This is a genomic window from Micromonospora sp. WMMD712, from assembly GCF_029581295.1.
Classification (GTDB): domain Bacteria; phylum Actinomycetota; class Actinomycetes; order Mycobacteriales; family Micromonosporaceae; genus Micromonospora; species Micromonospora carbonacea.
Genome location: NZ_CP120743.1, coordinates 1,812,325 through 1,833,091 on the forward strand (window position 1 = coordinate 1,812,325; position 20,767 = coordinate 1,833,091).

24 protein-coding genes are annotated in these 20,767 nt (G+C 74.9%); 7 read left to right on the forward strand and 17 right to left on the reverse strand.

Annotated features, from left to right (window positions below; translation table 11 throughout):
• Positions 1–64: 64 nt before the first annotated feature.
• The 10 genes from pheT to O7633_RS07510 all read right to left on the reverse strand — a co-directional run bounded on the left by pheT (position 65) and on the right by O7633_RS07510 (position 9,108).
• Complete coding sequence (gene pheT / locus O7633_RS07465) at positions 65–2,611, reverse strand: phenylalanine--tRNA ligase subunit beta (protein ID WP_282326997.1); 2,547 nt, start codon at positions 2,609–2,611, stop codon at positions 65–67.
• A 41-nt stretch (positions 2,612–2,652) separates the two neighbouring features.
• Positions 2,653–3,732 (reverse strand): phenylalanine--tRNA ligase subunit alpha, encoded by a 1,080-nt coding sequence (gene pheS, locus O7633_RS07470; RefSeq protein WP_178065541.1) that lies wholly within the window; start codon positions 3,730–3,732, stop codon positions 2,653–2,655.
• 213 nt (positions 3,733–3,945) lie between these two features.
• Positions 3,946–4,752, reverse strand: coding sequence for an RNA methyltransferase (locus O7633_RS07475; RefSeq protein ID WP_282326998.1), 807 nt, complete (start codon positions 4,750–4,752; stop codon positions 3,946–3,948).
• An 83-nt stretch (positions 4,753–4,835) separates the two neighbouring features.
• Positions 4,836–5,228 (reverse strand): 50S ribosomal protein L20, encoded by a 393-nt coding sequence (gene rplT / locus O7633_RS07480; protein ID WP_007075852.1) that lies wholly within the window; start codon positions 5,226–5,228, stop codon positions 4,836–4,838.
• A gap of 32 nt (positions 5,229–5,260) precedes the next feature.
• On the reverse strand, positions 5,261–5,455 hold the full coding sequence (gene rpmI / locus O7633_RS07485) for a 50S ribosomal protein L35 (protein ID WP_074478619.1): 195 nt from the start codon (positions 5,453–5,455) through the stop codon (positions 5,261–5,263).
• Between the two features lie 19 nt (positions 5,456–5,474).
• Positions 5,475–6,125: a translation initiation factor IF-3 gene (infC, locus tag O7633_RS07490; RefSeq protein ID WP_178065543.1), complete on the reverse strand. Its 651-nt coding sequence runs from the start codon at positions 6,123–6,125 to the stop codon at positions 5,475–5,477.
• Positions 6,126–6,507: 382 nt separating this feature from the next.
• The gene (locus O7633_RS07495) at positions 6,508–6,981 is read right to left on the reverse strand and encodes a PH domain-containing protein (RefSeq protein WP_282326999.1); all 474 of its coding nucleotides are present in this window, start codon (positions 6,979–6,981) and stop codon (positions 6,508–6,510) included.
• Entirely contained in the window at positions 6,978–7,955 is a 978-nt protein-coding gene (locus O7633_RS07500) for a DMT family transporter (RefSeq protein WP_178065545.1), read from the reverse strand. The genes O7633_RS07495 and O7633_RS07500 overlap by 4 nt, the downstream gene beginning before the upstream one ends.
• Positions 7,952–8,797, reverse strand: coding sequence for an ATP phosphoribosyltransferase (gene hisG / locus O7633_RS07505; protein WP_074478626.1), 846 nt, complete (start codon positions 8,795–8,797; stop codon positions 7,952–7,954). The genes O7633_RS07500 and hisG overlap by 4 nt, the downstream gene beginning before the upstream one ends.
• Before the next feature lie 47 nt (positions 8,798–8,844).
• Positions 8,845–9,108, reverse strand: coding sequence for a phosphoribosyl-ATP diphosphatase (locus O7633_RS07510; protein ID WP_036375234.1), 264 nt, complete (start codon positions 9,106–9,108; stop codon positions 8,845–8,847).
• Between the two features lie 131 nt (positions 9,109–9,239).
• On the opposite strand from O7633_RS07510, the gene O7633_RS07515 reads away from it, so the two are divergent.
• Genes O7633_RS07515 through O7633_RS07525 form a run of 3 tightly spaced genes read left to right on the forward strand, consistent with a single transcriptional unit; the run spans position 9,240 to position 11,705 of the window.
• A complete protein-coding gene (locus O7633_RS07515; RefSeq protein ID WP_278127599.1) occupies positions 9,240–10,115 on the forward strand; it encodes an ABC transporter substrate-binding protein in 876 nt (291 codons plus the stop codon).
• Positions 10,112–10,957 carry an amino acid ABC transporter permease gene (locus tag O7633_RS07520; protein WP_278127600.1) on the forward strand — a complete coding sequence of 282 codons (846 nt, stop codon included), beginning with the start codon at positions 10,112–10,114 and terminating at the stop codon, positions 10,955–10,957. Before O7633_RS07515 ends, O7633_RS07520 begins: the two co-directional genes overlap by 4 nt.
• A 4-nt stretch (positions 10,958–10,961) precedes the next feature.
• On the forward strand, positions 10,962–11,705 hold the full coding sequence (locus O7633_RS07525) for an amino acid ABC transporter ATP-binding protein (RefSeq protein ID WP_278127601.1): 744 nt from the start codon (positions 10,962–10,964) through the stop codon (positions 11,703–11,705).
• Here O7633_RS07525 and O7633_RS07530 read toward each other — a convergent pair.
• Positions 11,683–12,693 (reverse strand): WYL domain-containing protein, encoded by a 1,011-nt coding sequence (locus O7633_RS07530; RefSeq protein WP_278127602.1) that lies wholly within the window; start codon positions 12,691–12,693, stop codon positions 11,683–11,685. The two genes, O7633_RS07525 and O7633_RS07530, sit on opposite strands and share 23 nt — an antisense overlap.
• Positions 12,694–12,746: 53 nt before the next feature.
• Between O7633_RS07530 and O7633_RS07535 the strand changes: the two genes are divergently transcribed.
• Complete coding sequence (locus tag O7633_RS07535) at positions 12,747–13,430, forward strand: alpha/beta hydrolase (RefSeq protein WP_278127603.1); 684 nt, start codon at positions 12,747–12,749, stop codon at positions 13,428–13,430.
• A gap of 155 nt (positions 13,431–13,585) precedes the next feature.
• Here the strand turns inward: O7633_RS07535 and O7633_RS07540 are convergent, their stop codons facing one another.
• Entirely contained in the window at positions 13,586–14,344 is a 759-nt protein-coding gene (locus tag O7633_RS07540; protein WP_278127604.1) for an XRE family transcriptional regulator, read from the reverse strand.
• A gap of 163 nt (positions 14,345–14,507) precedes the next feature.
• Between O7633_RS07540 and O7633_RS07545 the strand changes: the two genes are divergently transcribed.
• Genes O7633_RS07545 through O7633_RS07555 form a run of 3 tightly spaced genes read left to right on the forward strand, consistent with a single transcriptional unit; the run spans position 14,508 to position 16,076 of the window.
• Positions 14,508–14,648 carry a hypothetical protein gene (locus O7633_RS07545; protein WP_282327000.1) on the forward strand — a complete coding sequence of 47 codons (141 nt, stop codon included), beginning with the start codon at positions 14,508–14,510 and terminating at the stop codon, positions 14,646–14,648.
• On the forward strand, positions 14,638–15,837 hold the full coding sequence (locus O7633_RS07550) for a helix-turn-helix domain-containing protein (RefSeq protein ID WP_282327002.1): 1,200 nt from the start codon (positions 14,638–14,640) through the stop codon (positions 15,835–15,837). The genes O7633_RS07545 and O7633_RS07550 overlap by 11 nt, the downstream gene beginning before the upstream one ends.
• The gene (locus O7633_RS07555) at positions 15,837–16,076 is read left to right on the forward strand and encodes a hypothetical protein (protein WP_278127606.1); all 240 of its coding nucleotides are present in this window, start codon (positions 15,837–15,839) and stop codon (positions 16,074–16,076) included. The genes O7633_RS07550 and O7633_RS07555 overlap by 1 nt, the downstream gene beginning before the upstream one ends.
• Positions 16,077–16,346: 270 nt before the next feature.
• On the opposite strand, the gene ribH is transcribed toward O7633_RS07555, so the two are convergent.
• The 5 genes from ribH to ribD are packed head-to-tail and all read right to left on the reverse strand — an operon-like array spanning position 16,347 to position 20,552.
• Positions 16,347–16,847, reverse strand: coding sequence for a 6,7-dimethyl-8-ribityllumazine synthase (gene ribH, locus O7633_RS07560; protein ID WP_229406723.1), 501 nt, complete (start codon positions 16,845–16,847; stop codon positions 16,347–16,349).
• Between the two features lie 4 nt (positions 16,848–16,851).
• On the reverse strand, positions 16,852–18,117 hold the full coding sequence (locus tag O7633_RS07565; protein WP_278127608.1) for a bifunctional 3,4-dihydroxy-2-butanone-4-phosphate synthase/GTP cyclohydrolase II: 1,266 nt from the start codon (positions 18,115–18,117) through the stop codon (positions 16,852–16,854).
• Positions 18,114–18,815, reverse strand: coding sequence for a nicotinamide riboside transporter PnuC (gene pnuC / locus O7633_RS07570; RefSeq protein WP_278127610.1), 702 nt, complete (start codon positions 18,813–18,815; stop codon positions 18,114–18,116). Before pnuC ends, O7633_RS07565 begins: the two co-directional genes overlap by 4 nt.
• Positions 18,812–19,489, reverse strand: coding sequence for a riboflavin synthase (locus O7633_RS07575; protein WP_278127611.1), 678 nt, complete (start codon positions 19,487–19,489; stop codon positions 18,812–18,814). The genes pnuC and O7633_RS07575 overlap by 4 nt, the downstream gene beginning before the upstream one ends.
• Before the next feature lies 1 nt (position 19,490).
• Entirely contained in the window at positions 19,491–20,552 is a 1,062-nt protein-coding gene (gene ribD / locus O7633_RS07580; RefSeq protein WP_178065555.1) for a bifunctional diaminohydroxyphosphoribosylaminopyrimidine deaminase/5-amino-6-(5-phosphoribosylamino)uracil reductase RibD, read from the reverse strand.
• Between the last annotated feature and the right edge of the window lie 215 nt (positions 20,553–20,767).

Here is a 20,767-nt window from a genome sequence, read left to right on the forward strand (position 1 = left end):
TGCGGCGGTTGGCAGGGGCCCCTTCCTATACAGAAAGCGTTAAGAGGGGGCCCCTGCTTACACCTCAGGCGCCGCGGAGGGTGGCGCCGAAGCGCTCCGCCGCGCGGGCCACCGCCGCGTCGCGGGCCGCCACCGCCTCCTCGACGGTCAGCGTGCGGTCGGGGGCGCGGAACGTCAGCTTGTACGCCAGCGACCGCCGCCCCGCCCCGAGCTGCTCGGAGGCGTAGACGTCGAACAGCCGCACGCCCTCCAGCAGCTCGCCCGCGCCCTCGACGAGGGCCTGCTGCACCTGCGCCGCCGGCACCCGCTCGTCGACCACGAGCGCCACGTCGATCAGGGCCGGCGGGAAGCCGGAGATCGCCGGGGCCGGGGCGACCGGGGCCGCCGGGAGCGCGTCGAGGTCCAGCTCCATGGCGCTGGTGCGCTTCGGCAGCTCCAGCGCGGCCAGCACCGCCGGGTGCAGCTCGCCGGCGTGCCCGACCACGACCCCGTCGACGAGCAGCTCGGCGCAGCGGCCGGGGTGCCACGGGGCGTGCTCGGCGGCGCGCACCTCGACCCGGTCGGCGGGCAGGTCGGCCGCGGCGAGCACGGCCCGGCCGGCCTCGATCGCGTCGGCCCAGCCGGCCGGGCGGCCCGCGCCCCACCAGCCGGCCGGGTCGACGTCCCCGGTCAGCACCACGGCGACGTGCCGGGGCTGGTCGGGCACGACCGCGTCGGCCGCGGCGAACTCGGCGTCGGTGGGCCGCCGGTCCACGCCCATGGCGGGCGGGGCGCCGACGCCGGGGCGCGGGTGGAAGACCGCCCCGATCTCGTAGAGGGCCAGGTCGCGGTGGCCCCGGCCGAGGTTGCGCCTGAGGATGCCGAGCAGCGGGCCGAGCAGCGTGGTGCGCAGCAGCGGCTCCTCCTCCGACAGCGGGTTGGCCACCCGCACCGCCGCCCGGCGCGGGTCGTCGGCGGGCAGGCCGAGCAGGTCGGCCAGCGACCCGGCGACGAACGGGTGGGCCAGCACCTCCACGTACCCGCGTTCGGCCAGCGAGCGGGCCACCGCCCGGCGGCGGCGCTGCTGCCAGGTCAGGCCCCGCCCGGGGGGCGCGGTGGGCAGCACCGACGGCACCCGGTCGTACCCGTCGAGGCGGACCACCTCCTCGACCAGGTCGGCCGGGTCGGTGAGGTCGGGCCGCCAGCTCGGCGGGACGACGGTGAGCACGTCCGCGCCGCCGGCCGGCACGCCGGCGCTGCCCGGGTCCTCGCCGAGCCGGTCGACGCCCCGGGTGACGTGGCAGCCGACCTGCTCCAGCAGGGAGACCACCCGCTCCGGGGAGTAGGCGACGCCGACCCGCCGGCCCGGCAGGTCCACCGGCAGGGCGACCGGGGCGGGCGGCCGGACGTGGTCGAGGTCGAGGATCTCGGCCCCGGCGACGCCGCCCGCGTGGGCGGTGAGCAGCCCGACGGCCCGCTCGATGGCGACCAGCGGCAGGGCGGGGTCGACGCCCCGCTCCCAGCGCTTCGCCGCCTCGCTGAACAGCTTGTGCCGGCGGGCGGTGCGGCCCACCATCACCGGGTCCCAGTGGGCGGCCTCGAAGAGCACGTCGGTGGTGGAGGCGACGACCTCGCTGGTCTCGCCGCCCATCACGGCGGCGAGCGAGACGGGGCCGGTGTCGTCGCAGATCACCATGTCCTCGTCGGTGAGGGTGCGGGCCACCCCGTCCAGGGTGGTGACCTTCTCCCCCGCCGCGGCGCGGCGCACCACGAGCGGGCCGGTGATCCGGTCGGCGTCGAAGGCGTGCATCGGCTGGCCCAGTTCGAGCATCACGTAGTTGGTGATGTCGACCGGCAGCGAGATGCTGCGCACCCCGGCGACGGTGAGCCGCTGCCGCATCCAGCCGGGGGTCTGCGCGGTCGGGTCGACGCCGCGCACCATCCGGGCGGCGAACCGGTCGCAGCCGACGGTGTCGCGGACCTGGACCGGGTACGCCGGCTCGGCCGTCGCGCCGGGGGCGGGGGCCAGCCCCGGGTCGCGGAACGGCACGCCGAGGGCGTGGGCCAGCTCCCGGGCGATGCCCCGGACGCTGAGCGCGTACCCCCGGTCGGGGGTGATCTCCACCTCGACGACCACGTCGTCGAGGCCGACGACCGGGCGGGCGTCGTCGCCGGGCTTGGCGGGGGTGTCCTCGGGCAGCACGATGATGCCCGAGTGGTCGTCGCCCAGGCTCAGCTCCTTCGCGGAGCAGATCATGCCGTGGGAGTTGCGGCCGTACGTCTTGCGCGCGCCGATGGCGAAGCCGCCGGGCAGCACGCCGCCGGGGAGGATCACCACGACCCGGTCGCCGGGGGCGAAGTTGCGCGCCCCGCAGACGATCTCCTGCGGCTCGCCGGTGCCGTTGGCGGCGCCCACGTCGACCCGGCAGAACCGGATCGGCTTCTTGAAGCCGGTCAGTTCCTCGATGTCGAGGACCTCGCCGACGACCAGCGCGCCGGTGACCGTCGACCGCAGGTCCACGATGGACTCGACCTCGATGCCGAGGTCGACCAGCGCCTGCTCCAGGTCGGCGGCGGGCAGGTCGGCGGGGAGGTCGAGGTACTCCCGCAGCCAGCTGACAGAAACTCGCATGACTCTCAGACCACCGTCTCGTTGTCTCGTGCCCGCACCGTCTACGCCCCGGCCCCGAACGCGCGGGTGAACCGCACGTCGCCCTCGGCCATGTCCCGCATGTCGCTGACCCCGTGGCGGAACATCACGGTGCGGTCGATGCCCATGCCGAACGCGAATCCGGAGTAGACCTCCGGGTCGATCCCGCAGGCGCGCAGCACCCGGGGGTTGACCATGCCGCAGCCGCCCCACTCGACCCAGCGCGGCCCGTCGCGGTGCTCGGGGAACCACACGTCGAACTCGGCCGACGGCTCGGTGAACGGGAAGTAGTGCGGCCGCCAGCGGGTCTTCGCGCCCTCGCCGAACATGGCGCGGGCGAAGTGGTCGAGGGTGCCGCGCAGGTGGGCCATGGTGATGCCCTTGTCGACCACCAGGCCCTCGACCTGGTGGAAGACGGGCGCGTGGGTGGCGTCGAGCTCGTCGGTGCGGTAGACCCGGCCGGGCACGACCACGTAGATCGGCGGCTTGCGGGCCAGCATGGTGCGCGCCTGCACCGGGGAGGTGTGGGTGCGCAGCACCAGCCCGGAGCTGTCCGCGCCGGCGGGCGGGGCGATGTGGAAGGTGTCCATCAGGCCCCGCGCCGGGTGGTCGGCGGGGATGTTGAGGGCGTCGAAGTTGGTCCACTCCAGCTCGACCTCGGGCCCCTCGGCCACCTCGTAGCCCATCCCGACGAACAGGTCGCTGATCTGCTCCATCAGGGTGCTCAGCGGGTGCCGGGCCCCGCGCGGCCGGCGGTCGTAGGGCAGGGTGACGTCGACCCGCTCGGTGGCCAGCACCCGCTGCGCCTGCTCGCGGTCGAGGATCTCGGCGCGGGCGGCGTAGGCGGCCTCGATCGCGCGGCGGGCCTCGTTGACCCGCTTGCCGGCGTCGGCCTTCGCGGCCGGCGGCAGCGCGCCGATCTCCCGGCGGGCCAGGGCGACCGGGGACCGGTCGCCGAGGTGCGCGGGGCGCAGCGCGGTCAGCGCGTCCGGGTCGGCGGCGGCGGCGAACGCCTGCTCGGCGTCGGCCACGGCACCGGCCAGGGCGTCCGGGTCGAGCAGGGCGACCTGCTTCGGGTCGTACGGATCGTTGCGGTAGGTCATGGCGTACGGGCACTCCTCACGGCGGCGCCGGCCCTACGCGGGCGGCGAGGCGAGTCTACGGACGCGCGGCTTCGCCGCAGCCCGCCGGTGGGGAGTTCGCGCAGGGGAAGGGTCAGGCCCGCCGCCCGCCGACACCGGCGGGCTGGCTAAACGAACGCCGTGGCGCGTTCATCATCTCGGGCGACTCCCTGCTGGATAGCCGCGCCGCACCCGTCAGGGGCGGCGGCGCAGTGCTCTGGCTGAAGCGTACAGGCACACGGCGGCGGCCGCAGCCAGGTTGAGGCTCTCGGCGCGCCCGTGCAGGGGCACCCGGACCCGGGCGTCGGCGACGGCGGTCAGCCCGTCGGGCAGCCCGTGCGCCTCCGAGCCGAACAGCCAGGCGGTCGGCGTCGCGAGGGCGCCGGCGTCGGCGAGGTCGTCGAGGTCGCGGTCGCCGTACCCCGTGGTGGCGAGGACCGCCAGCCCGGCGGCGCGCAACGCGGCGACGACCGCGAGGGGGTCGCCGGCCCGGACCACGTCGACGTGGAAGAGGCTGCCGGCGGAGGCCCGCACGCACTTGCCGTTGTACGGGTCGACGGCGTCGCCGGCGAAGACGACCGCGCCGGCCCCGGCGGCGTCGGCGGTGCGCAGCACCGTGCCGGCGTTGCCCGGGTCGCGGATCTCGGCGAGCACCGCCACGAGGCGCGGACCGGCGGCGAGGGCCTCGGACAGCGGCACGTCGAGGTGCCGGCAGACGGCGACGAGGCCCTGCGGGGCGACGGTCTCGGCGAGCGCGGCGAGGGCGTCGTCGGTGACGTCGGAGACCGGCACGTCGGCGGCGGCGGCGCGGGCGGCCAGGTCGGCGTGCCGGTCGAGGGCGGCCGGGGTGCCGAACAGCTCGGCGACCGTGCCGGGGCGGGCCAGGGCCTCCCGGACGGCCTGCGGGCCCTCGGCGAGGAACCGGCCGGTGGCGTCGCGGTCGCGGCGGCGGTGCAGCCGGCGGGCGGCGACGACCCGGGGCGTACGCGGGGTGAAGGGCATGGTGTGCGGCTCCGCAGCGCGACCGAGGCGCCCGCCGTGCGTCGGTGACGACACGGCGGGCGCCTCGGTCGGGTGCTGGCGGATCAGGCGGCCTGGGCCGCCGCGCCACCGGTGCCCTCGGCCGCCACGGCGGCGCGGGCGACCTCGACGATCGCGGCGAAGGCCGCCGCGTCGTTGACGGCCAGGTCGGCGAGGATCTTGCGGTCGACCTCGACGCCGGCCAGGCGCAGGCCCTGGATCAGCCGGTTGTAGGTCATCCCGTTGGCGCGGGCGCCCGCGTTGATCCGGGTGATCCACAGCTGCCGGAAGTCGCCCTTGCGGTCGCGACGGTCCCGGTAGGCGTACTGCATCGAGTGCAGCACCTGCTCCTTGGCCTTGCGGTAGAGGCGGGAGCGCTGACCGCGGTAGCCGCTCGCGGTCTCCAGCAGGGTACGACGCTTCTTCTGGGCGTTCACAGCCCGCTTGACGCGTGCCATCTCAACTCCTTCTTCGGTTCAGGTGGCGCGCGTCAGCGGCCGAGCAGCTTCTTGATGCGCTTGGTGTCGGCCTTGGCCAGCTCGACCGTGCCGGTCAGCCGACGGGTCTGGGTGGAGGGCTTCTTCTCCAGGTTGTGGCGCAGCCCGGCCTGCTGGGCAACGACCTTGCCCTTGCCGGTCAGCTTGACCCGCTTGCCCATACCCGTGTGGCTCTTCATCTTCGGCATGTGGAACGTCTCTCCCCTGTTACTGACCGCTGGTGTCGGCGGTCACGCCGGTCTCACCGGCTGCTGCGGTCTCGCCGGCCGCCGGGGTCCCGCTGGCCGCCGGGGCCGCGGACTCCTCCGCGGGCCGCTCCCGGCCGGCGCCGCGGGACGCCGTGGCGGCGACCGCGGAAGCCTTGACGGCCCGGTGCGGAGCGAGAACCATGATCATGTTTCGGCCGTCCTGCTTGGGGGCGGCCTCCACGTAGCCCAGCTCCGTGATCTCGGACTCGAGGCGACGCAGGAGCCGGTAACCCAGCTCCGGGCGGCTCTGCTCCCGACCGCGGAACATGATCGTTACCTTGACCTTGTCGCCGGCCTTGAGGAACCGCACCACGTGACCCTTCTTGGTCTCGTAGTCGTGCGGGTCGATCTTCGGCCGGAGCTTCATCTCCTTGATGACGGTCTGCTGCTGGTTACGCCGCGCTTCGCGCGCCTTGAGTGCGCTCTCGTACTTGAACTTGCCGAAGTCCATGAGCTTGCACACCGGCGGGCGCGCCATCGGCGCAACCTCGACCAGGTCCAGGTCGACGTCCGCGGCCAGCTGAAGGGCGCGCTCCAGTGGGACGATGCCCACCTGCTCACCCTCGGGACCGACCAGTCGGACCTCACGTGCCCGGATCTGCTCGTTCACGCGTGGTTCGACGCTGATGGGGCCTCCTCGAGTCGAATGCTCTGCGGTGGCCGACTCCCGCGGCCCCCGTGGTGGGGGCCGACCCGGAAAGCAGAAGGCCCCGGCGCATGCCAGGGCCCGCTCGACCGGTCGGCACGATCACAGGATCGCGCATCCGGGACCGGGACGTGCCCGGAACCGGTGACCGGGACCCGGCCACCGACTGGGGCGACTCGGGTGGGAGCAGGCGCTCCGCTTCAGGACCACCCGCACGTGGGACACGGGGGCAGTCTGGTCGACTCAGCAACACTACACCCTCGCCGGCCCGGCCCCCAAACCGGACACGCGAGGGTGCGCAGCAGCGCGGTGCCGGCGGGCACGGCACCGGACCCGGCGCGGCGGGTCAGCGCCCGGCCGCGCCGCCGGCCAGCGCCGCGAGGTGGGCCCGGTGCAGGGCGCGCAGGGCGCGCACGCCCTCGACCGCCAGCTCCTTGTCGGCCGCCTGGAGGGCCACCATCGGCACCAGGTCGTCGTCGTGCAGCTCCAGGCTCGCCCACGGCGCGCCCCGGTCGAAGCGCACCCCCCGCACGACCTCCCAGGGCAGCGCGTAGGAGCCGAACACGTTGCGCACCCGCACGCCCAGCGCGTCGGCCTCGACGCGGGGCCGGGTCAACAGCAGCAGGCCGAGCGCCCCGAGGACGCCCAGGCCGATCATGGCGAGCTGGTCGCCACGCTGGAAGGTGCCGTAGCCGTTGCCGGTGGGGCCGGTCAGCGACGTGGCCACCAGGCTGAACACGACAAGCAGCGTGGCGGCCGACGCCCAGCAGACCAGCCGGATGCGGCGGGGACGCAGGGTCACCGGTGCGGTTTCGCTCACCCGCCCAGTCTGCCACCCACCGGTTCGGCCCCGGTGCGTGGTCCCGTCGTGTCGCCGGCCCGCCGGGCCGCGGGACCCCGGCCGGCGACCACCACGGCCAGCAGGGTCAGCAGCGCGCCGGCCAGCACCGGCCAGCGCAGCCCGGCCCCGCCGGGCAGCACGACGTCCAGCAGCAGGGCGCCGCCGAGCTGACCGGCGACCAGGGCCAGCCCGGTGCGCAGCACCCCCACGGCGCGCACGCCCAGCATCAGGGCGAGCACGATGCCGACGCCGTACAGGCCGCCGAGGTAGAGGAACCAGTCGTGCGGCCAGGTCGGCGTCGGGCCGGTGAGGGCCCCGACCAGCGCGGCCACCAGCACGACGACGGGGGTGCCGACGGCGAAGTTGACCGCGATCGCGGCGGTCGTGGTGCCCGCCGCCGACACCCGCCCGTTGAGGGCCGACTGCACCGCCACCCCCGCCCCGCCCGCGACGGCGATCAGGACCCCGCCGACCGCGACCCCGCCGACCGGCCGGCCGAGCTGGGCCAGGGCCACGGCGAGGACGCCGAGCAGCGCGCCGGCCACCCGGGGCCCGGTCAGCCGCAGCCGGCCGAGCGGGGCCAGCCCCGCCCGGTCCGCCGCGAGCCCGCCGAGGCTGCCCCCGGCCACCTGGGCGATGGTGAAGACCGCGATCCCGAGCACCGGCACGACGTACGTGGCGACGGTGACGATCGCCGCCCCGCCGAGCCCGCCCAGGTACGACCACCACGGCAGCCGGGCCCGGCGCAGCGCGTCCAGCCCGGCCCGGGTCGACGGCAGGCCCAGCAGGCCGACGAGGACCACCAGGCAGCCACCGAGGTTGTTCGCCAGCGCGCCGAGGATCGGGTCGCCGGCCCGCTCCCCCAGCACCGCGTTGCCCGCCGCCTGCGCCGCCGACGCCACTCCGCCCAGCACCACGGTGGCGAGGGCGGCGGCCGGCGGCAGCGGCCTCACAGCCGACAGGCGTGGATGTTGGTGACCAGGATGGCGCGGGCGCCCAGCTCGTACAGCTCGTCCATGATCCGGTGCACGTCGTCGCGCTGCACCATCGCCTGCACCGCCACCCAGCCCTCGCGGTGCAGGGGCGAGACGGTCGGCGACTCGATGCCGGGGGTCAGCGAGCTGGCCCGGTCCAGCAGCCCGGCCGGCACGTCGTAGGCGAGCATCACGTAGCGGCGGGCGACCAGCACCCCGTGCAGCCGGCGCAGCAGCTGCGCGGCCTGCGGGTGCTCGGGGGCGTCGACCCGGCGCACCAGCACCGCCGAGGAGCGCAGCAGCGGGTCGCCGAAGACGACCAGCCCGGCCTGGCGCAGCGTCGCGCCGGTCTCCACCACGTCGGCGACGACGTCGGCGACGCCGAGCCGGATGGCGTTCTCCACCGCGCCGTCGAGCCGGATCACGTCGGCCTTGATGCCGAGTTCGGCGAGGTACCGCTCGACGAGCCCCGGGTACGCGGTGGCGATCCGCCGCCCGCCCAGCTCCTGGACGCCCGTGACGTCCTGCGGACGGGCGGCGAAGCGGAAGGTGGCCCGGCCGAAGGCCAGGTCGACCACCTCCTCGGCGGGCGCGCCGGAGTCGATCAGCAGGTCCCGGCCGGTGATGCCGACGTCGAGGTCACCCGAGCCGACGTAGGTGGCGATGTCCTTCGGCCGCAGGTAGAAGAACTCGATGTCGTTGGCCTCGTCCGGGCAGACCAGGTCCTTGGGGTCGGCGCGCTGGCGGTAGCCCGCCTCGCGCAGCATCTCGGCGGCCTTCTCGGCCAGGGCGCCCTTGTTGGGTACGGCGACACGCAGCATGACGGAGTGCTCCCTCGATCGGTGGAGATGATCAGCGGACGGCGCACTCACAGATGTCGGTAGACGTCCTTCAGCTCCAGCCCGGTGGCCAGCATCAGCACCTGCGCCTGGTAGAGCAGCTGGGAGATCTCCTCGGCCGCCCGCTCCGGGCCCTCGTGCTCGGCCGCCATCCACGACTCGGCCGCCTCCTCGACGACCTTCTTGCCGATGAAGTGCACCCCCTTCTCCAGCGCGGCCACCGTGCCCGAGCCGGGGGTGCCGGCAGCGGCCTTGGCCTGCAGCTCGGCGAACAACTCCTCGAACGTCTTCACGGGGTGCGATTCTTCCAGCACCCGCCCGGCCCGGCGCGCGGCGGGTCCGCCGGTCCCACCGGCCCGGATCCCCCGCCACGGCGGCGGGACGCACCTGCGCGACGGCCGTCGATGGCTCTACGCTGTCCGCCATGCTCAGCTCCCGCACCGTCGCGCTCGCCGCCGCCGGCACCGTCCTCCTCGCGGTGGCCGCCTGCGCGCCCCAGGACGACGACACCCCCGTCACCGCCCCCACCCCCGCCGCCACCGCCGGCCCGGACTGCCTGAAGGACAAGCTGCCCACCCGGACCCCGGGCAAGCTCACCATCGCCACCGACGAGCCGGCGTACGAGCCGTGGTTCGTCGGCAACAAGCCGGAGACCGGCGAGGGCTTCGAGGCCGCGGTGGCCTACGCGGTGGCCGAGAAGCTCGGGTACGACCGCGCCGACGTCACCTGGACCCGGGTGAAGTTCGACGTCGCCGTCGCCCCCGGCCCCAAGGAGTTCGACTTCGACATCAACCAGTTCTCCATCACCGAGGAGCGCAAGAAGGCGGTCGACTTCACCGGGCCCTACTACCTGGTCCGGCAGGCCGTGATCGCGCGGAAGTCCGCGAAGATCGCCGGCAAGACGACGCTGGCCGACCTGCGGGACGCCAAGCTGGGCGCGCAGGTCGGCACCACCAGCTACCAGGCGATCACCGACGTCATCAAGCCGAAGACCAAGCCGCAGGTCTACAACAGCAACGACGACGCCAAGAAGGCGCTCCAGAACGGGCAGATCGACGGCCTCGTGGTGGACCTGCCGACCGCGTTCTACATCACCGGCGCGGAGATCACCGACGCGACGGTCGTCGGGCAGCTGCCGCAGGTCGGCACGCCCGAGGTGTTCGGGCTGCTGCTGGACCACAACTCGCCCCTCACCCCCTGCCTCAGCGGCGCGGTCGGCCAGCTCACCGCCGACGGCACGCTCAAGAAGCTGGAGCAGAAGTGGCTGACCCAGGTCGCGGGGGCGTACGAGCTGAAGTGATCCTCGCACCGCACGAACCCTCCGCGGCGCAGCGGCGGCGGCTGGCCCACCGCCGCCGCCAGACCGTCACCAGCGTGCTGGTCGCCGCCGCCTCCACGGCGGCGCTCGGCACGCTGCTCGTCGTCGCGGTCACCGGCGCGCCCGGCTGGGACCGGGTCCGCGCCTCCTTCGCCGACCCGGCGATCGCCCGCGACGCGCTGCCCGAGGTGCTCGACGGGCTCTGGCTCAACGTGCGGCTGCTGGTCTGCTGCGCGGCCGGCGCGCTGCTGCTCGGCCTGCTCGTGGCGATCCTGCGCACGCTGCGGGGCCCGGTCTTCTTCCCGGTCCGGGCCCTCGCGGCCGGCTACACGTACACGTTCCGGGGCCTGCCGCTGATCATCGTGCTGTACGTGCTCACCCTCGGCGTGCCCGGCCTGCGGTTGCAGGGCATGCCGCCGGTGCTGGTGCTCGGCGGGCTGGCGCTGGTGCTCACCTACGGCGGCTACCTGGCCGAGGTGTTCCGGGCCGGCATCGAGTCCGTGCACCCCAGCCAGCTCGCGGCGGCCCGCTCGCTCGGGCTGACCTACCGGCAGACGATGCGGCACGTGGTGCTGCCGCAGGCCGTCCGCCGGGTGGCCCCGCCCCTGCTCAACGACGTGGTCGCGTTGCAGAAGGACGTCGGGCTGGTCTCCCTCGCCGGGCCGATCGACGCGGTACGCGCCGCGCAGATCGCCACCGCCGAGACGTTCAACTACACCCCGTACATCGTGGCCGGGGCGCTGTTCGTGCTGCTCGCGATCCCGCTGATCGCCGTCACCGACTGGGTGACGCTGCGCGCGGCCCGCCGGCAGGGAAGGGGCTGACCGGATGGCGCTGCTGCGGTGCCGGGGGCTGCGCAAGACCTTCGGCGGTCACGTGGTGCTCGACGGGCTCGACCTCGCCGTCGACGAGCACCGCGTGGTGGCGCTGATCGGCGCGTCCGGGTCGGGCAAGTCGACGCTGCTGCGCTGCGTCAACCTCCTCGAAGAGCTGGACGACGGCACCATCGAGCTGGACGGCCGGGACATCTCCGACCCCCGGGTCGACCCCGACCGGGTGCGCCGGCGCATCGGGATGGTCTTCCAGGCGTACAACCTGTTCCCGCACCTGAGCGTGCTGGACAACGTCACCCTCGCCCCGGTGCGGGTGCACCGGCGGCCCCGCGCCGAGGCGGAGGCGCAGGCCCGGGAGCTGCTCGACCGGGTCGGGCTGGGGGCGAAGGCCGGCGCCTACCCCGACCGGCTCTCCGGCGGCCAGCAGCAGCGGGTGGCGATCGTCCGGGCGCTGGCCAACTCGCCCCGGCTGATGCTGCTCGACGAGGTCACCTCGGCGCTGGACCCGGAGCTGGTCGGCGAGGTGCTGGCCCTGATCCGCGAGCTGAAGGCCGACGGGATGACGATGGTGCTGGCCACCCACGAGATGGGCTTCGCCCGCGAGGTCGCCGACCAGGTGTGCTTCCTCGACGGCGGGCGGGTCGTCGAGTCCGGCCCGCCGGAACGGGTGCTCGGCGACCCCACCGAGCCCCGCACCCGTCAGTTCCTGCGCCGCATCATCGAGGCGGGCCGCCTCTGACGGGCCGACTGCCGGGCCGGGTCTCGGGCGGCGAGGGCGAGAGCGCCGCGCTGAAGCGGGCCGCGACCGTGGCCACGGCGGCACGGAGTTCCGGGCCTTCCACCACTGAGAAGTCGAAGGGGACGACGGCCAGCCACTCCTGGGCGTACATCGTGGGGTTCCGGGTGCTGCCGACCAGCACGCACCGGTCGCCGTCCGGCTCCAGACGGCCCATCGGCGGCCGGATCCACGGCGTCACCTCTTCCCACGGCGCGTGGAACACCACGCGGGTGGGGTACTTCCAGCCCGTGCCGAGATTCTCCTCGAGCGCGGCGACAGGGTCCAGGTCGTCGGGTGGGGTGAAGCCGTGCGGCAGCTGCCGCACGGCCCGCACCCGGTCGACCCGGTACGTGCGGATCGCGCCCGCGCGGTGCGAGTGGCACAGCAGGTACCAGCGCCCGTGCCGCACCACGACTGCCCACGGGTCGACCTCGGCGTCCCACTCCTCGCCGCCGTCGCCTCGATAGGTGACCAGGACGCGACGCCGGTCGGCGACGGCGGCGACCAGGGCGCTCGTGGTGGCAGGGTCGGGGCGGGCCGAACGTCGGTCCGGGGCGGCCGAGGCGTACGCCCTCAGCGCCGCCGCCTGCCGTCCGACGCTATCGGGGAGAGCCCGGATGACCTTGCTGAGCGCCGAGCCGACCAGGTCGTCGGCGTCGATGGCGGCCGGCTGCCCGTCCAGCACGGCCATGACCAGGCCGAGCGCCTGCTCCTGGGTGAAGACGACCGGCGGCAGCCGGACCCCGCGGCCCAGCCGGTAGCCCCCGTGCGGCCCGCGGGCCGACTCGACCGGGATGCCGGCCTCGCGAAGGATGCCGACGTAGCGTCGCGCGGCCCGCTCCGTCACGCCCAGGCCAGCGGCGAGCTGGTCGGCAGTCACCCCGGGACGCGCCTGCAGGATCTCGAGCGCGCGCAGAGCCCGGGCGGTGGGGCTCGGACCGCTTCGCACAGCGGAGAGAGTACCGGAAGCAGAACGTCCGGAATCGCCTCTAGGTTGATCCCATGACTACAGAACGGATCGTGCTCCTGGGTGGCCTGTGGCTCGACGGGTCGGTGTGGACCGGCGTCGCGGGCGAGCTGGCGACGAGGGGCCGCCACGCGGTGCCGGTGACCCTGCCGGGGCAGGGCGACGGGAACACGTCGGCGACGCTGGCCGACCAGCTGACCGCGGTGCTCGCCGCCGTGGACGCGGGTCCCGGCAGGTCGGTGGTGGTGGGGCACTCCGCAGCCTGCACCCTGGCCTGGATGGCGGCCGACGCCCGGCCCGGGCGCGTGGCCAAGGTCGTGCTGATCGGCGGGTTCCCCTCGGACGACGGGCAGCCGTACGCCGACTTCTTCGAGATCAGCGACGGTGTCATGCCGTTCCCCGGCTGGAAACCGTTCGACGGGGCGGACGCAGCCGACCTGGACGAGGAGGCCCGGCAGGCCTTCGCGGCGGCCGCGATCCCGGTTCCCGAGGGCGTGGCCAGGGGCATCGTACGGCTGACAGACGAGCGGCGGTTCGACGTCCCGGTCCTGGTGGTGTGCCCGGAGTTCACGCCTGCCGAGGCGCAGGAGCTGATCGCCGCGGGAGACGTGCCGGAGCTGGCCCGGGCCAGGCACGTCGAGCTGGCCGACATCGACTCCGGACACTGGCCGATGTTGACGCGGCCCACCGAACTGGCGCAGATCCTCGCCGCGCTCTGACGGGACACGGAGAGCGTGCGCGCGGCGTCGTGGCCTGCTGCCGGCTCCACAACGTGGACTCTGCGCTGCGGACCGCAGGCAGCCAGGAGCCAGACCGGACGAGATCGGCGGCCGTTGCTGGCTGATTCGGCGCGGAGAGAGGCGGAGAGAGTCAGCTACGCCGGTGACGTGTTGTAGCGATCGAGGGTCGCCTTGGATGTGGAGGCGTCGCGGAAGACGAGTTCCCATGGTCCGGTGTTGACGTCCATGTCCTTGCCGAACCCGACCCACTTGCCAGCCATCCGTCGACCGGTGGGCTCGGCCAGCAGTTGGATCGCGCCGTGGTATCGGGCGCCCCGGTAGTAGCCCGTCGGGTCGGTCTGCTCCACCCACGTGCCGGTGACGACGGCACCGTCCACGGTGAGGTCCAGGGAGAGCGACGATGCCGCCGAGCCGGGCAGGCTGCGCGCGGTCAGTCGGTCGCCGTGCTGGAGGACCACGACGAAGTGCTGCCCGGCGAAGGAGTCGCAACGACCACTGGAGTGGTACTGGTAGCGGCTGAGCCACACGCCTTCGTACGACCTGTGGGCTGGGGCCGAGCTGGGCTTCGGTGTCGGCGTGGCCAGGCTGGACATGGGGGAGGTCAGGTCGTGGCCGCCGTGCTGGTCCTGGGCGACATGTTCGCCGGGCACCGCGGCAAAGCCGAGCAGCGAGATGGGTAGGCCGGTGACGACCTCCAGCGCGCGGGCGTAGACGGGGCGTGGTGCGGCTATCGCACCGGATTCCCAGCGTTGGACGAGTCGCTTGTTGGCGTCGTTGGGCTCGCCGACGCGGTGGCCGGCGGCTTGGAGCGCGCGGGCGAAGTCGTCCTGGCTCATGCGCATCCCGGTGCGGACGGCGCGGAGCGCGGTGTTCGGGGCGGTCATGCCCGCCACGATAGCGGCATGTCGCCGGAATGTCGCCTCACATGTGTCTGCATTGTCGCGTCGTGTGCCGTCGCGTCCAGCGACGTTACGGCGTCATCGTTGAGGCGCGCGCTGGCATGTTGCCGCCGCGCCGATGGAGGTGGCGATGCGCAGTCACGGCGAGGAGCCGGCAGTGAGCCGAGGAGAACAGGCGGACGCCGTCGATCGGGAGGCGGCGAGGCGGCGGATCCTCGCCCGGGCCGAGGCGGATCGGATACCGGTCGAGGAGACGAACCGGGCGGTGCCGGACCGGAGGTGGCGGCGTGGACGGTGATCGGCTGCCGGTCGGGCGGCGGGTGGCGTACTGGCGGGGGCGACGGAGCCTGTCGCAGCAGGTGTTCGCCGACCGGTTGGGGAAGTCGAAGAGTTGGGTGGACAAGGTCGAGCGGGGTGTCCGCGCGCTGGACCGGGTGTCGACGCTCCAGGAGGTCGCCGCGGTCCTGCGGATCGACGCGGCGGTGCTGCTCGGCCGCGACGTCCAGCCCGCGCAGGTGATCGAGCGGGACGCGGGGGTCGAGCGGATCCGGTCGGCGTTGTCCCGTTACGAGGTTCCCCTCGGCCGTGCGGCGGGCGGCCGGCAGGTGTTGCCGGCCGGGCAGGTGGCCCGGCAGGTGACGCATACCTGGGTCACCTTTCAGCACGCCCGCTACCCACGGGTGGCCGAGCTGTTGCCGGAGTTGTTGGCCGACGTGGAGCGCGCGCACGCCGGTGATCCGGTGGCGGCTCGGGTGCCGCTGGTGGAGGCATACCGGATCGCGGCATCGCTGCTGGTGAAGCTGGGTGCCCCGGAGTTGGCGTGGCTGGCTGCCGACCGGGCGGTGACCGCCGCCACGGGCGACCGGGCGCTGGTGGCCGCCGCAGCCGTGCAGCTCGGTGAGGTGTTGCGCGCGTCAGCGCAGTTCCGGGCGGCGAAGTCGACAGTGTTGGCCGCCGCCTACCGGATCGCCCCACCGGTGGTCGAGTTCGGCCTGCCCCCGGAGCTGTCGCTGTGCGGGACGCTGCTCGTCCAGGCGGCGCTGGCCGCCGCAGGGGACGGCGATGTCACGGCGGCGGCCGAACTGCTGGACGAGGCCGCAGCCATGGCCGCCCGGGTCGGTGACGGGCACGACCACCACCACACCGGGTTCGGCCCGACGGCGGTGGAACTGGCCCGCGTCGCCGCCGCCGCAGAGGGAGGCGATAGCGCGGACGCGGTGGCCCGGCACGAGAAGGCGACCGCGCGGGACGGGTGGCGGTGGCTGCCCGCCGAGCATCGGGCTGCACACCTGCTCGACGCCGCCCGCGCGTACCTCCAGGCCGGCGATCCGATCGACGCCGGCCGGGTCCTGCTGGAGGCCGATCGGATCGCGCCCGCCGAGATCCGCCACCGACCCGCCGGCCGCGACGTCCTCGCCCGGGTCGCCCGCGACCCGACCGCCCCGACGATGCTCGTCCAGCTCGCCGTCACCCTCGGGATCGGCTGATGACCGCCCCGTTCCTGTCCCTGGCGCAGATCCGCAACCGGCTCGTCCTCACCGCCCGCTGGGTCCTGCGCGATCACCAGCCTGGGCCCGACAGCCGCTGCCCGACCTGCCGGACGGCGGACTGCCCGGTGGCCGCCGCCGCCCGCGATGTCCTGTGCGCCGCCACGGAACGACAACTGTGGCGTCCGGCAGCCCAACCCACCGAACCCGACCACGAAGAGCCGTGGCAGACCGGATGATCCCGGGTCTACCCGACTCGGGCGGCACATCTCGGGGCCGCCAGCCGGCCCAACGCCCCCGGCCACCCGTCGGGCCGCCCCGTGCCGCCCGACGCCCGCGTCGTGTCGGCGACATGGCGGTATCAACCGGCCCGGGATACCGCGATGTCGCCGACATGGCGACGCCCAAACGACCGCCCCGCCCGACGCCCGCCCAGCCAGGCTGCCCCCGTCCCGCCCAGCCAGGCCGCCCAGCCCAGCCGGGCAGGCAGCCCAGCCGACCCGGACAGGTCAGCGGCCGAAGCCGACCCGGTGGGCCGCCGCCGCGTCCAGGCCGCGGACCGCCAGCGCCGCGTCCAGCGCCGCCACCGTCGCCGACCAGCCCTTGTCCTCGGCGGAGCCGGGCAGCCCGGCCCGGTCCCGGGCCTGCTCGATCGTGTCCACCGTGAGCACCCCGTGCGCCACCGGCTTGCCCTCGTCGAGGGCGACCCGGGTGAGCCCCTCGGTGACCGACTTGCACACGTAGTCGAAGTGGGCGGTGGCCCCCCGCACCACCACGCCGAGGGCGACCACCACGTCGAAGCGGCGGGCCATCGCCTGCGCCACCACCGGCAGCTCCACCGAGCCGGCGACCCGGGCCACCACGGCCCGTGCCCCGCACGCCTGCGCGGCGGCCACCGCCCGGTCGAGCATGTGGTCGGTCAGCTCACCGTGCCAGCGGGCGGCGACGACGCCGACCGTCATCCCGGCGGCGTCGACCGCCGCCACTCCCGGCTCACCGAAACCCGCCATCGCCCTACGCTCCGATCTCGTCGTTCGCCACCGGGCGGCCCAGCGGCCCCTCGGTCGTCTCGTCCAGCTCGCCCAGCAGGTGACCCATGCGGTCCCGCTTGGTGCGCAGGTAGCGCACGTTCTCCGGGTGCGGCCGGATCGGCAGCGACTCGCGGCCGGTGACGGTCAGGCCGTACCCCTCCAGCCCGGCCCGCTTGGCCGGGTTGTTCGTCAGCAGCCGCATCGACCGCACGCCCAGGTCGTGCAGGATCTGCGCGCCGGTGCCGTAGTCGCGGGCGTCGGCCGGCAGGCCCAGGTCGAGGTTCGCGTCGACGGTGTCGCGGCCGAGGTCCTGCAACTGGTACGCCCGCAGCTTGTGCAGCAGGCCGATCCCCCGTCCCTCGTGCCCGCGCACGTAGAGCACCACCCCGCGCCCCTCCGCGGCGACCCGGGCCAGCGCGGCCTGCAACTGCGGGCCGCAGTCGCAGCGCAGCGAGCCGAACGTGTCGCCGGTGAGGCACTCGGAGTGCACCCGCACCAGCACGTCCCGCCCGTCGCCGAGGTCGCCCATGACCAGGGCGACGTGCTCGGCCGGGTCGTGCTCGGCGCGGTAGCCGAAGGCCGTGAACACCCCGTGCGGGGTGGGCATCCGGGCCGCCGCGACCTGCTCGACCTGCTTCTCGGTGCGCCGGCGGTAGGTGATCAGGTCGGCGATGGTGACCAGGGTCAGGCCGTGCTCGGCGCAGAACTTCTCCAGGTCCGGCAGGCGCATCATGGTGCCGTCGTCGTTGACCAGCTCGCAGAGCACGCCGGCCGGGCGCAGGCCGGCCAGCCGGGTCAGGTCGACGGCCGCCTCGGTGTGCCCGGGACGGCGCAGCACCCCGCCGGCGCGGGCGCGCAGCGGCACCACGTGCCCCGGCCGGGCCAGGTCGGTCGGGTCGGTGGAGGCGGCGGCGAGCAGCCGGATGGTGTGCGCCCGGTCGGCCGCCGAGATGCCGGTGTCGACGCCCTCCCGGGCGTCCACCGTCACCGTGTACGCGGTGCCCCGGCGGTCCTGGTTGGTGTGGTGCATGGGCGGCAGGTCCAGCCGGTCGCACTCGTCCTCGGTCAGCGGCACGCAGACGTAGCCGGAGGTGTAGCGGACCATGAACGCGACCAGCTCCGGGGTGGCCAGCTCGGCCGCGAAGATCAGGTCCCCCTCGTTCTCCCGGTCGGCGTCGTCGACCACGACGACGGGGCGGCCGGCGGCGATGTCCGCGACGGCCTGCTCGATGCTGGCGAAGGTGGTCATGCCACGACCTCCGAGTAGGTGGGTGACAGGGTGGCGGGGGCCGGGCGGGCGGCGCGCGAGGTGCGCCACCAGGAGACGAAGCCCCAGACGCAGAGCGCCCCGTAGACGAGGTACATGGCCGCCGACGGGTAGAACCCGCCGCGCAGCAGCAGGGGCACGCCGACGGCGTCCACGGCGATCCAGACCAGCCAGAACTCGACCCAGCCGCGGGCCATGCCGTAGGTGGCGAGCAGGCTGCCGGTGAGGATCCACGCGTCGGGCAGCGGCCCCCAGGAGCCGAGCGCGGCCAGCACCGGGTACGCGGCGGCGGTGCCCGCCGCGGCGGCCAGCAGCAGGCCGAGGCGCTCCCGCCGGGTGGCCCAGCGCGGGGCGACCGCCCCGGCGTCCCCGCCGGGGCCCGAGCGGCGGTTGCGCGCCCAGCGCCACCAGCCGTAGCAGCTCACGGCGAAGAAGAAGACCTGCCGGCCGGCCTGGCCGTAGAGGTCGTGGGCCTGCGGGGTGGCGAACGCCCCGCCGAGGAAGACGGTGAGCAGCAGCGCGTTGCCGACCATGCCGACGGGCCAGGCCCAGACCAGCCGGCGCAGCCCGAGCAGGGCGGAGACGAGGCCGAAGGCGTTGCCGACGATCTCGCGGACCAGCACGGGCGAGCCGGCGACGTGCACCTGGGCGTCGAGCAGCCAGCCGAGCGGGCCGGTCACCGTCGGCCCCCGCCGGGAGCCTGCCCCGCCGCGCCGGGGGGCTGCCCGATCCCGTCGGGCAGCCGGTCGCCGCCCCCGACCGCGCGGTCGCCGAGGAGCCGCTCGACGTACTTGGCGAGCACGTCGACCTCCAGGTTGACCGGGTCGCCGACGGCGCGGTCGCCGAGGGTGGTCAGCTTGAGGGTGGTGGGGATCAGCCCGACGGTGAACCAGTCGGGCCCGACGTCGGCCACGGTGAGCGACACCCCGTCGACGGTGATCGAGCCCTTCTCCACCACGTACCGGGACAGGCCGGCGGGGAGCCGGAAGCGGACCGTCTCCCACTGCTGCGCCGGCTGGCGGGACAGCACCGCGCCGACGCCGTCGACGTGGCCCTGCACGAGGTGCCCGCCGAGACGGCTGTTCAGGGCGGCGGCGCGTTCCAGGTTGACGCCGACGCCGGGGCGCAGCGCGCCGAGGGCGGAGCGACGCAGCGTCTCGCCCATCACGTCGGCGGTGAAGACGTCGCCGTCGACGTCGACCACGGTCAGGCAGACCCCGTTGACGGCGATGGAGTCGCCGTGCCGGGCGTCGCTGGTGACCAGCGGCCCCCGGATGGCGACCAGCGCGGAGTCGTCGCCGGTCTCGGCCGTGCGGACGACCTCGCCCAGCTCCTCGACGATGCCGGTGAACATGTCAGCCCTCCCTCTTCCGGGGCAGCGCGGTGATGCGCAGGTCCGGACCGACCTGCGTGACGTCGGTGATCTCCAGGTCGATGGCGTCGGCGATGGTGGTCACGCCGGCGTCGGCCAGCGCGGTCGGCCCGGCGCCGAGCAGCTTCGGCGCGACGTAGGCGACGACCCGGTCGACCAGGCCGGCGGCGAGGAACGCGCCGGCCAGCTTCGGGCCGCCCTCCAGCAGCGCGGCCCGGACCCCCCGGTGGTGCAGCTCCGCGAGCAGGGCCGGCAGGTCGACCCGGCCGTCCGGGCCGACGCCGACCTCGGCGGCGGTGGCCACCCACGTGCGGGCGGCGCCGTCGCGGACCCGGGCGTCGGCGGGGGTACGTCCGGAGGTGTCCACGACCACCCGCAGCGGCTGCCGGATGGCCAGGGTGCCGTCGCGCAGGTTGCGGGCGGTGAGCCGGGGGTCGTCGGCGAGCACGGTGCCGACCCCGGCGATGACCGCGTCGACGGTGCCGCGCAGGGCGTGCACGTCGGTCCGGGCGGCCTCCGAGGTGATCCACATGCTGGTGCCGTCGGCGGCGGCGGAGCGCCCGTCGAGGGTCGCGGCGCACTTCCAGACGACGTACGGCCAGCCCCGGCGCATCGAGGTCAGCCAGGCGACGTTGCCGGCCTCGGCCTCGGCGGCGCGCACCCCCACCTCGACGTCGACGCCGCCGGCGCGCAGGGTCGCGGCGCCGCCGGAGGCGACCGGGTTGGGGTCGGGCACGGCGATCACCACCCGGGCGACGCCGGCGGCGAGGAGGGCGTGGCTGCACGGGCCGGTGCGGCCGGTGTGGTCGCAGGGTTCCAGGGTGACGACGGCGGTGCCGCCCCGGGCCCGCGGCCCGGCCTGGGCGAGCGCGACGATCTCGGCGTGCGGTCCGCCCGCGTACGCGTGGAATCCCTCCCCGACGACCTCGCCGTCCGGGTCGAGCAGCACGCAGCCGACCACGGGGTTGGGGCTGGTGGTGCCGAGGCCACGGGCCGCGAGCGCGATCGCCCGACGCATCGCGTCGTCCACGGAGACGCTGGCCATCGCCCTGTCCTGCCCTCTCACTCGCCGGTCCGCGCGGGCAGGACACGGGAGGCCGCGGGCAGGCGGCGGCGGCCGGGAACGGCAGAGCCGGCCCCGGGGAGCCCACGCGGCGGCCGAGGACAGCCGTCGGCACAGGGCCCGCCCCGTCCCGCGCGCTGTCTCCCATCCGGACTGTCTGGGGGTGGGTTGGCCCGCCCCCAACCGTCGGCCCCGGA

What these genes read in the sequence shown, in the direction of transcription:
- pheT (WP_282326997.1), bottom strand. Translation starts at nt 2,611, where the DNA reads ATGCGAGTTTCTGTCAGCTGGCTGCGGGAGTACCTCGACCTCCCCGCC.
- pheS (WP_178065541.1), bottom strand. Translation starts at nt 3,732, where the DNA reads ATGACCTACCGCAACGATCCGTACGACCCGAAGCAGGTCGCCCTGCTC.
- O7633_RS07475 (WP_282326998.1), bottom strand. Translation starts at nt 4,752, where the DNA reads ATGCCCTTCACCCCGCGTACGCCCCGGGTCGTCGCCGCCCGCCGGCTG.
- rplT (WP_007075852.1), bottom strand. Translation starts at nt 5,228, where the DNA reads ATGGCACGCGTCAAGCGGGCTGTGAACGCCCAGAAGAAGCGTCGTACC.
- rpmI (WP_074478619.1), bottom strand. Translation starts at nt 5,455, where the DNA reads ATGCCGAAGATGAAGAGCCACACGGGTATGGGCAAGCGGGTCAAGCTG.
- hisG (WP_074478626.1), bottom strand. Translation starts at nt 8,797, where the DNA reads ATGCTGCGTGTCGCCGTACCCAACAAGGGCGCCCTGGCCGAGAAGGCC.
- O7633_RS07515 (WP_278127599.1), top strand. Translation starts at nt 9,240, where the DNA reads ATGCTCAGCTCCCGCACCGTCGCGCTCGCCGCCGCCGGCACCGTCCTC.
- O7633_RS07525 (WP_278127601.1), top strand. Translation starts at nt 10,962, where the DNA reads ATGGCGCTGCTGCGGTGCCGGGGGCTGCGCAAGACCTTCGGCGGTCAC.
- O7633_RS07535 (WP_278127603.1), top strand. Translation starts at nt 12,747, where the DNA reads ATGACTACAGAACGGATCGTGCTCCTGGGTGGCCTGTGGCTCGACGGG.
- O7633_RS07555 (WP_278127606.1), top strand. Translation starts at nt 15,837, where the DNA reads ATGACCGCCCCGTTCCTGTCCCTGGCGCAGATCCGCAACCGGCTCGTC.
- ribH (WP_229406723.1), bottom strand. Translation starts at nt 16,847, where the DNA reads ATGGCGGGTTTCGGTGAGCCGGGAGTGGCGGCGGTCGACGCCGCCGGG.
- O7633_RS07565 (WP_278127608.1), bottom strand. Translation starts at nt 18,117, where the DNA reads ATGACCACCTTCGCCAGCATCGAGCAGGCCGTCGCGGACATCGCCGCC.
- O7633_RS07575 (WP_278127611.1), bottom strand. Translation starts at nt 19,489, where the DNA reads ATGTTCACCGGCATCGTCGAGGAGCTGGGCGAGGTCGTCCGCACGGCC.
- ribD (WP_178065555.1), bottom strand. Translation starts at nt 20,552, where the DNA reads ATGGCCAGCGTCTCCGTGGACGACGCGATGCGTCGGGCGATCGCGCTC.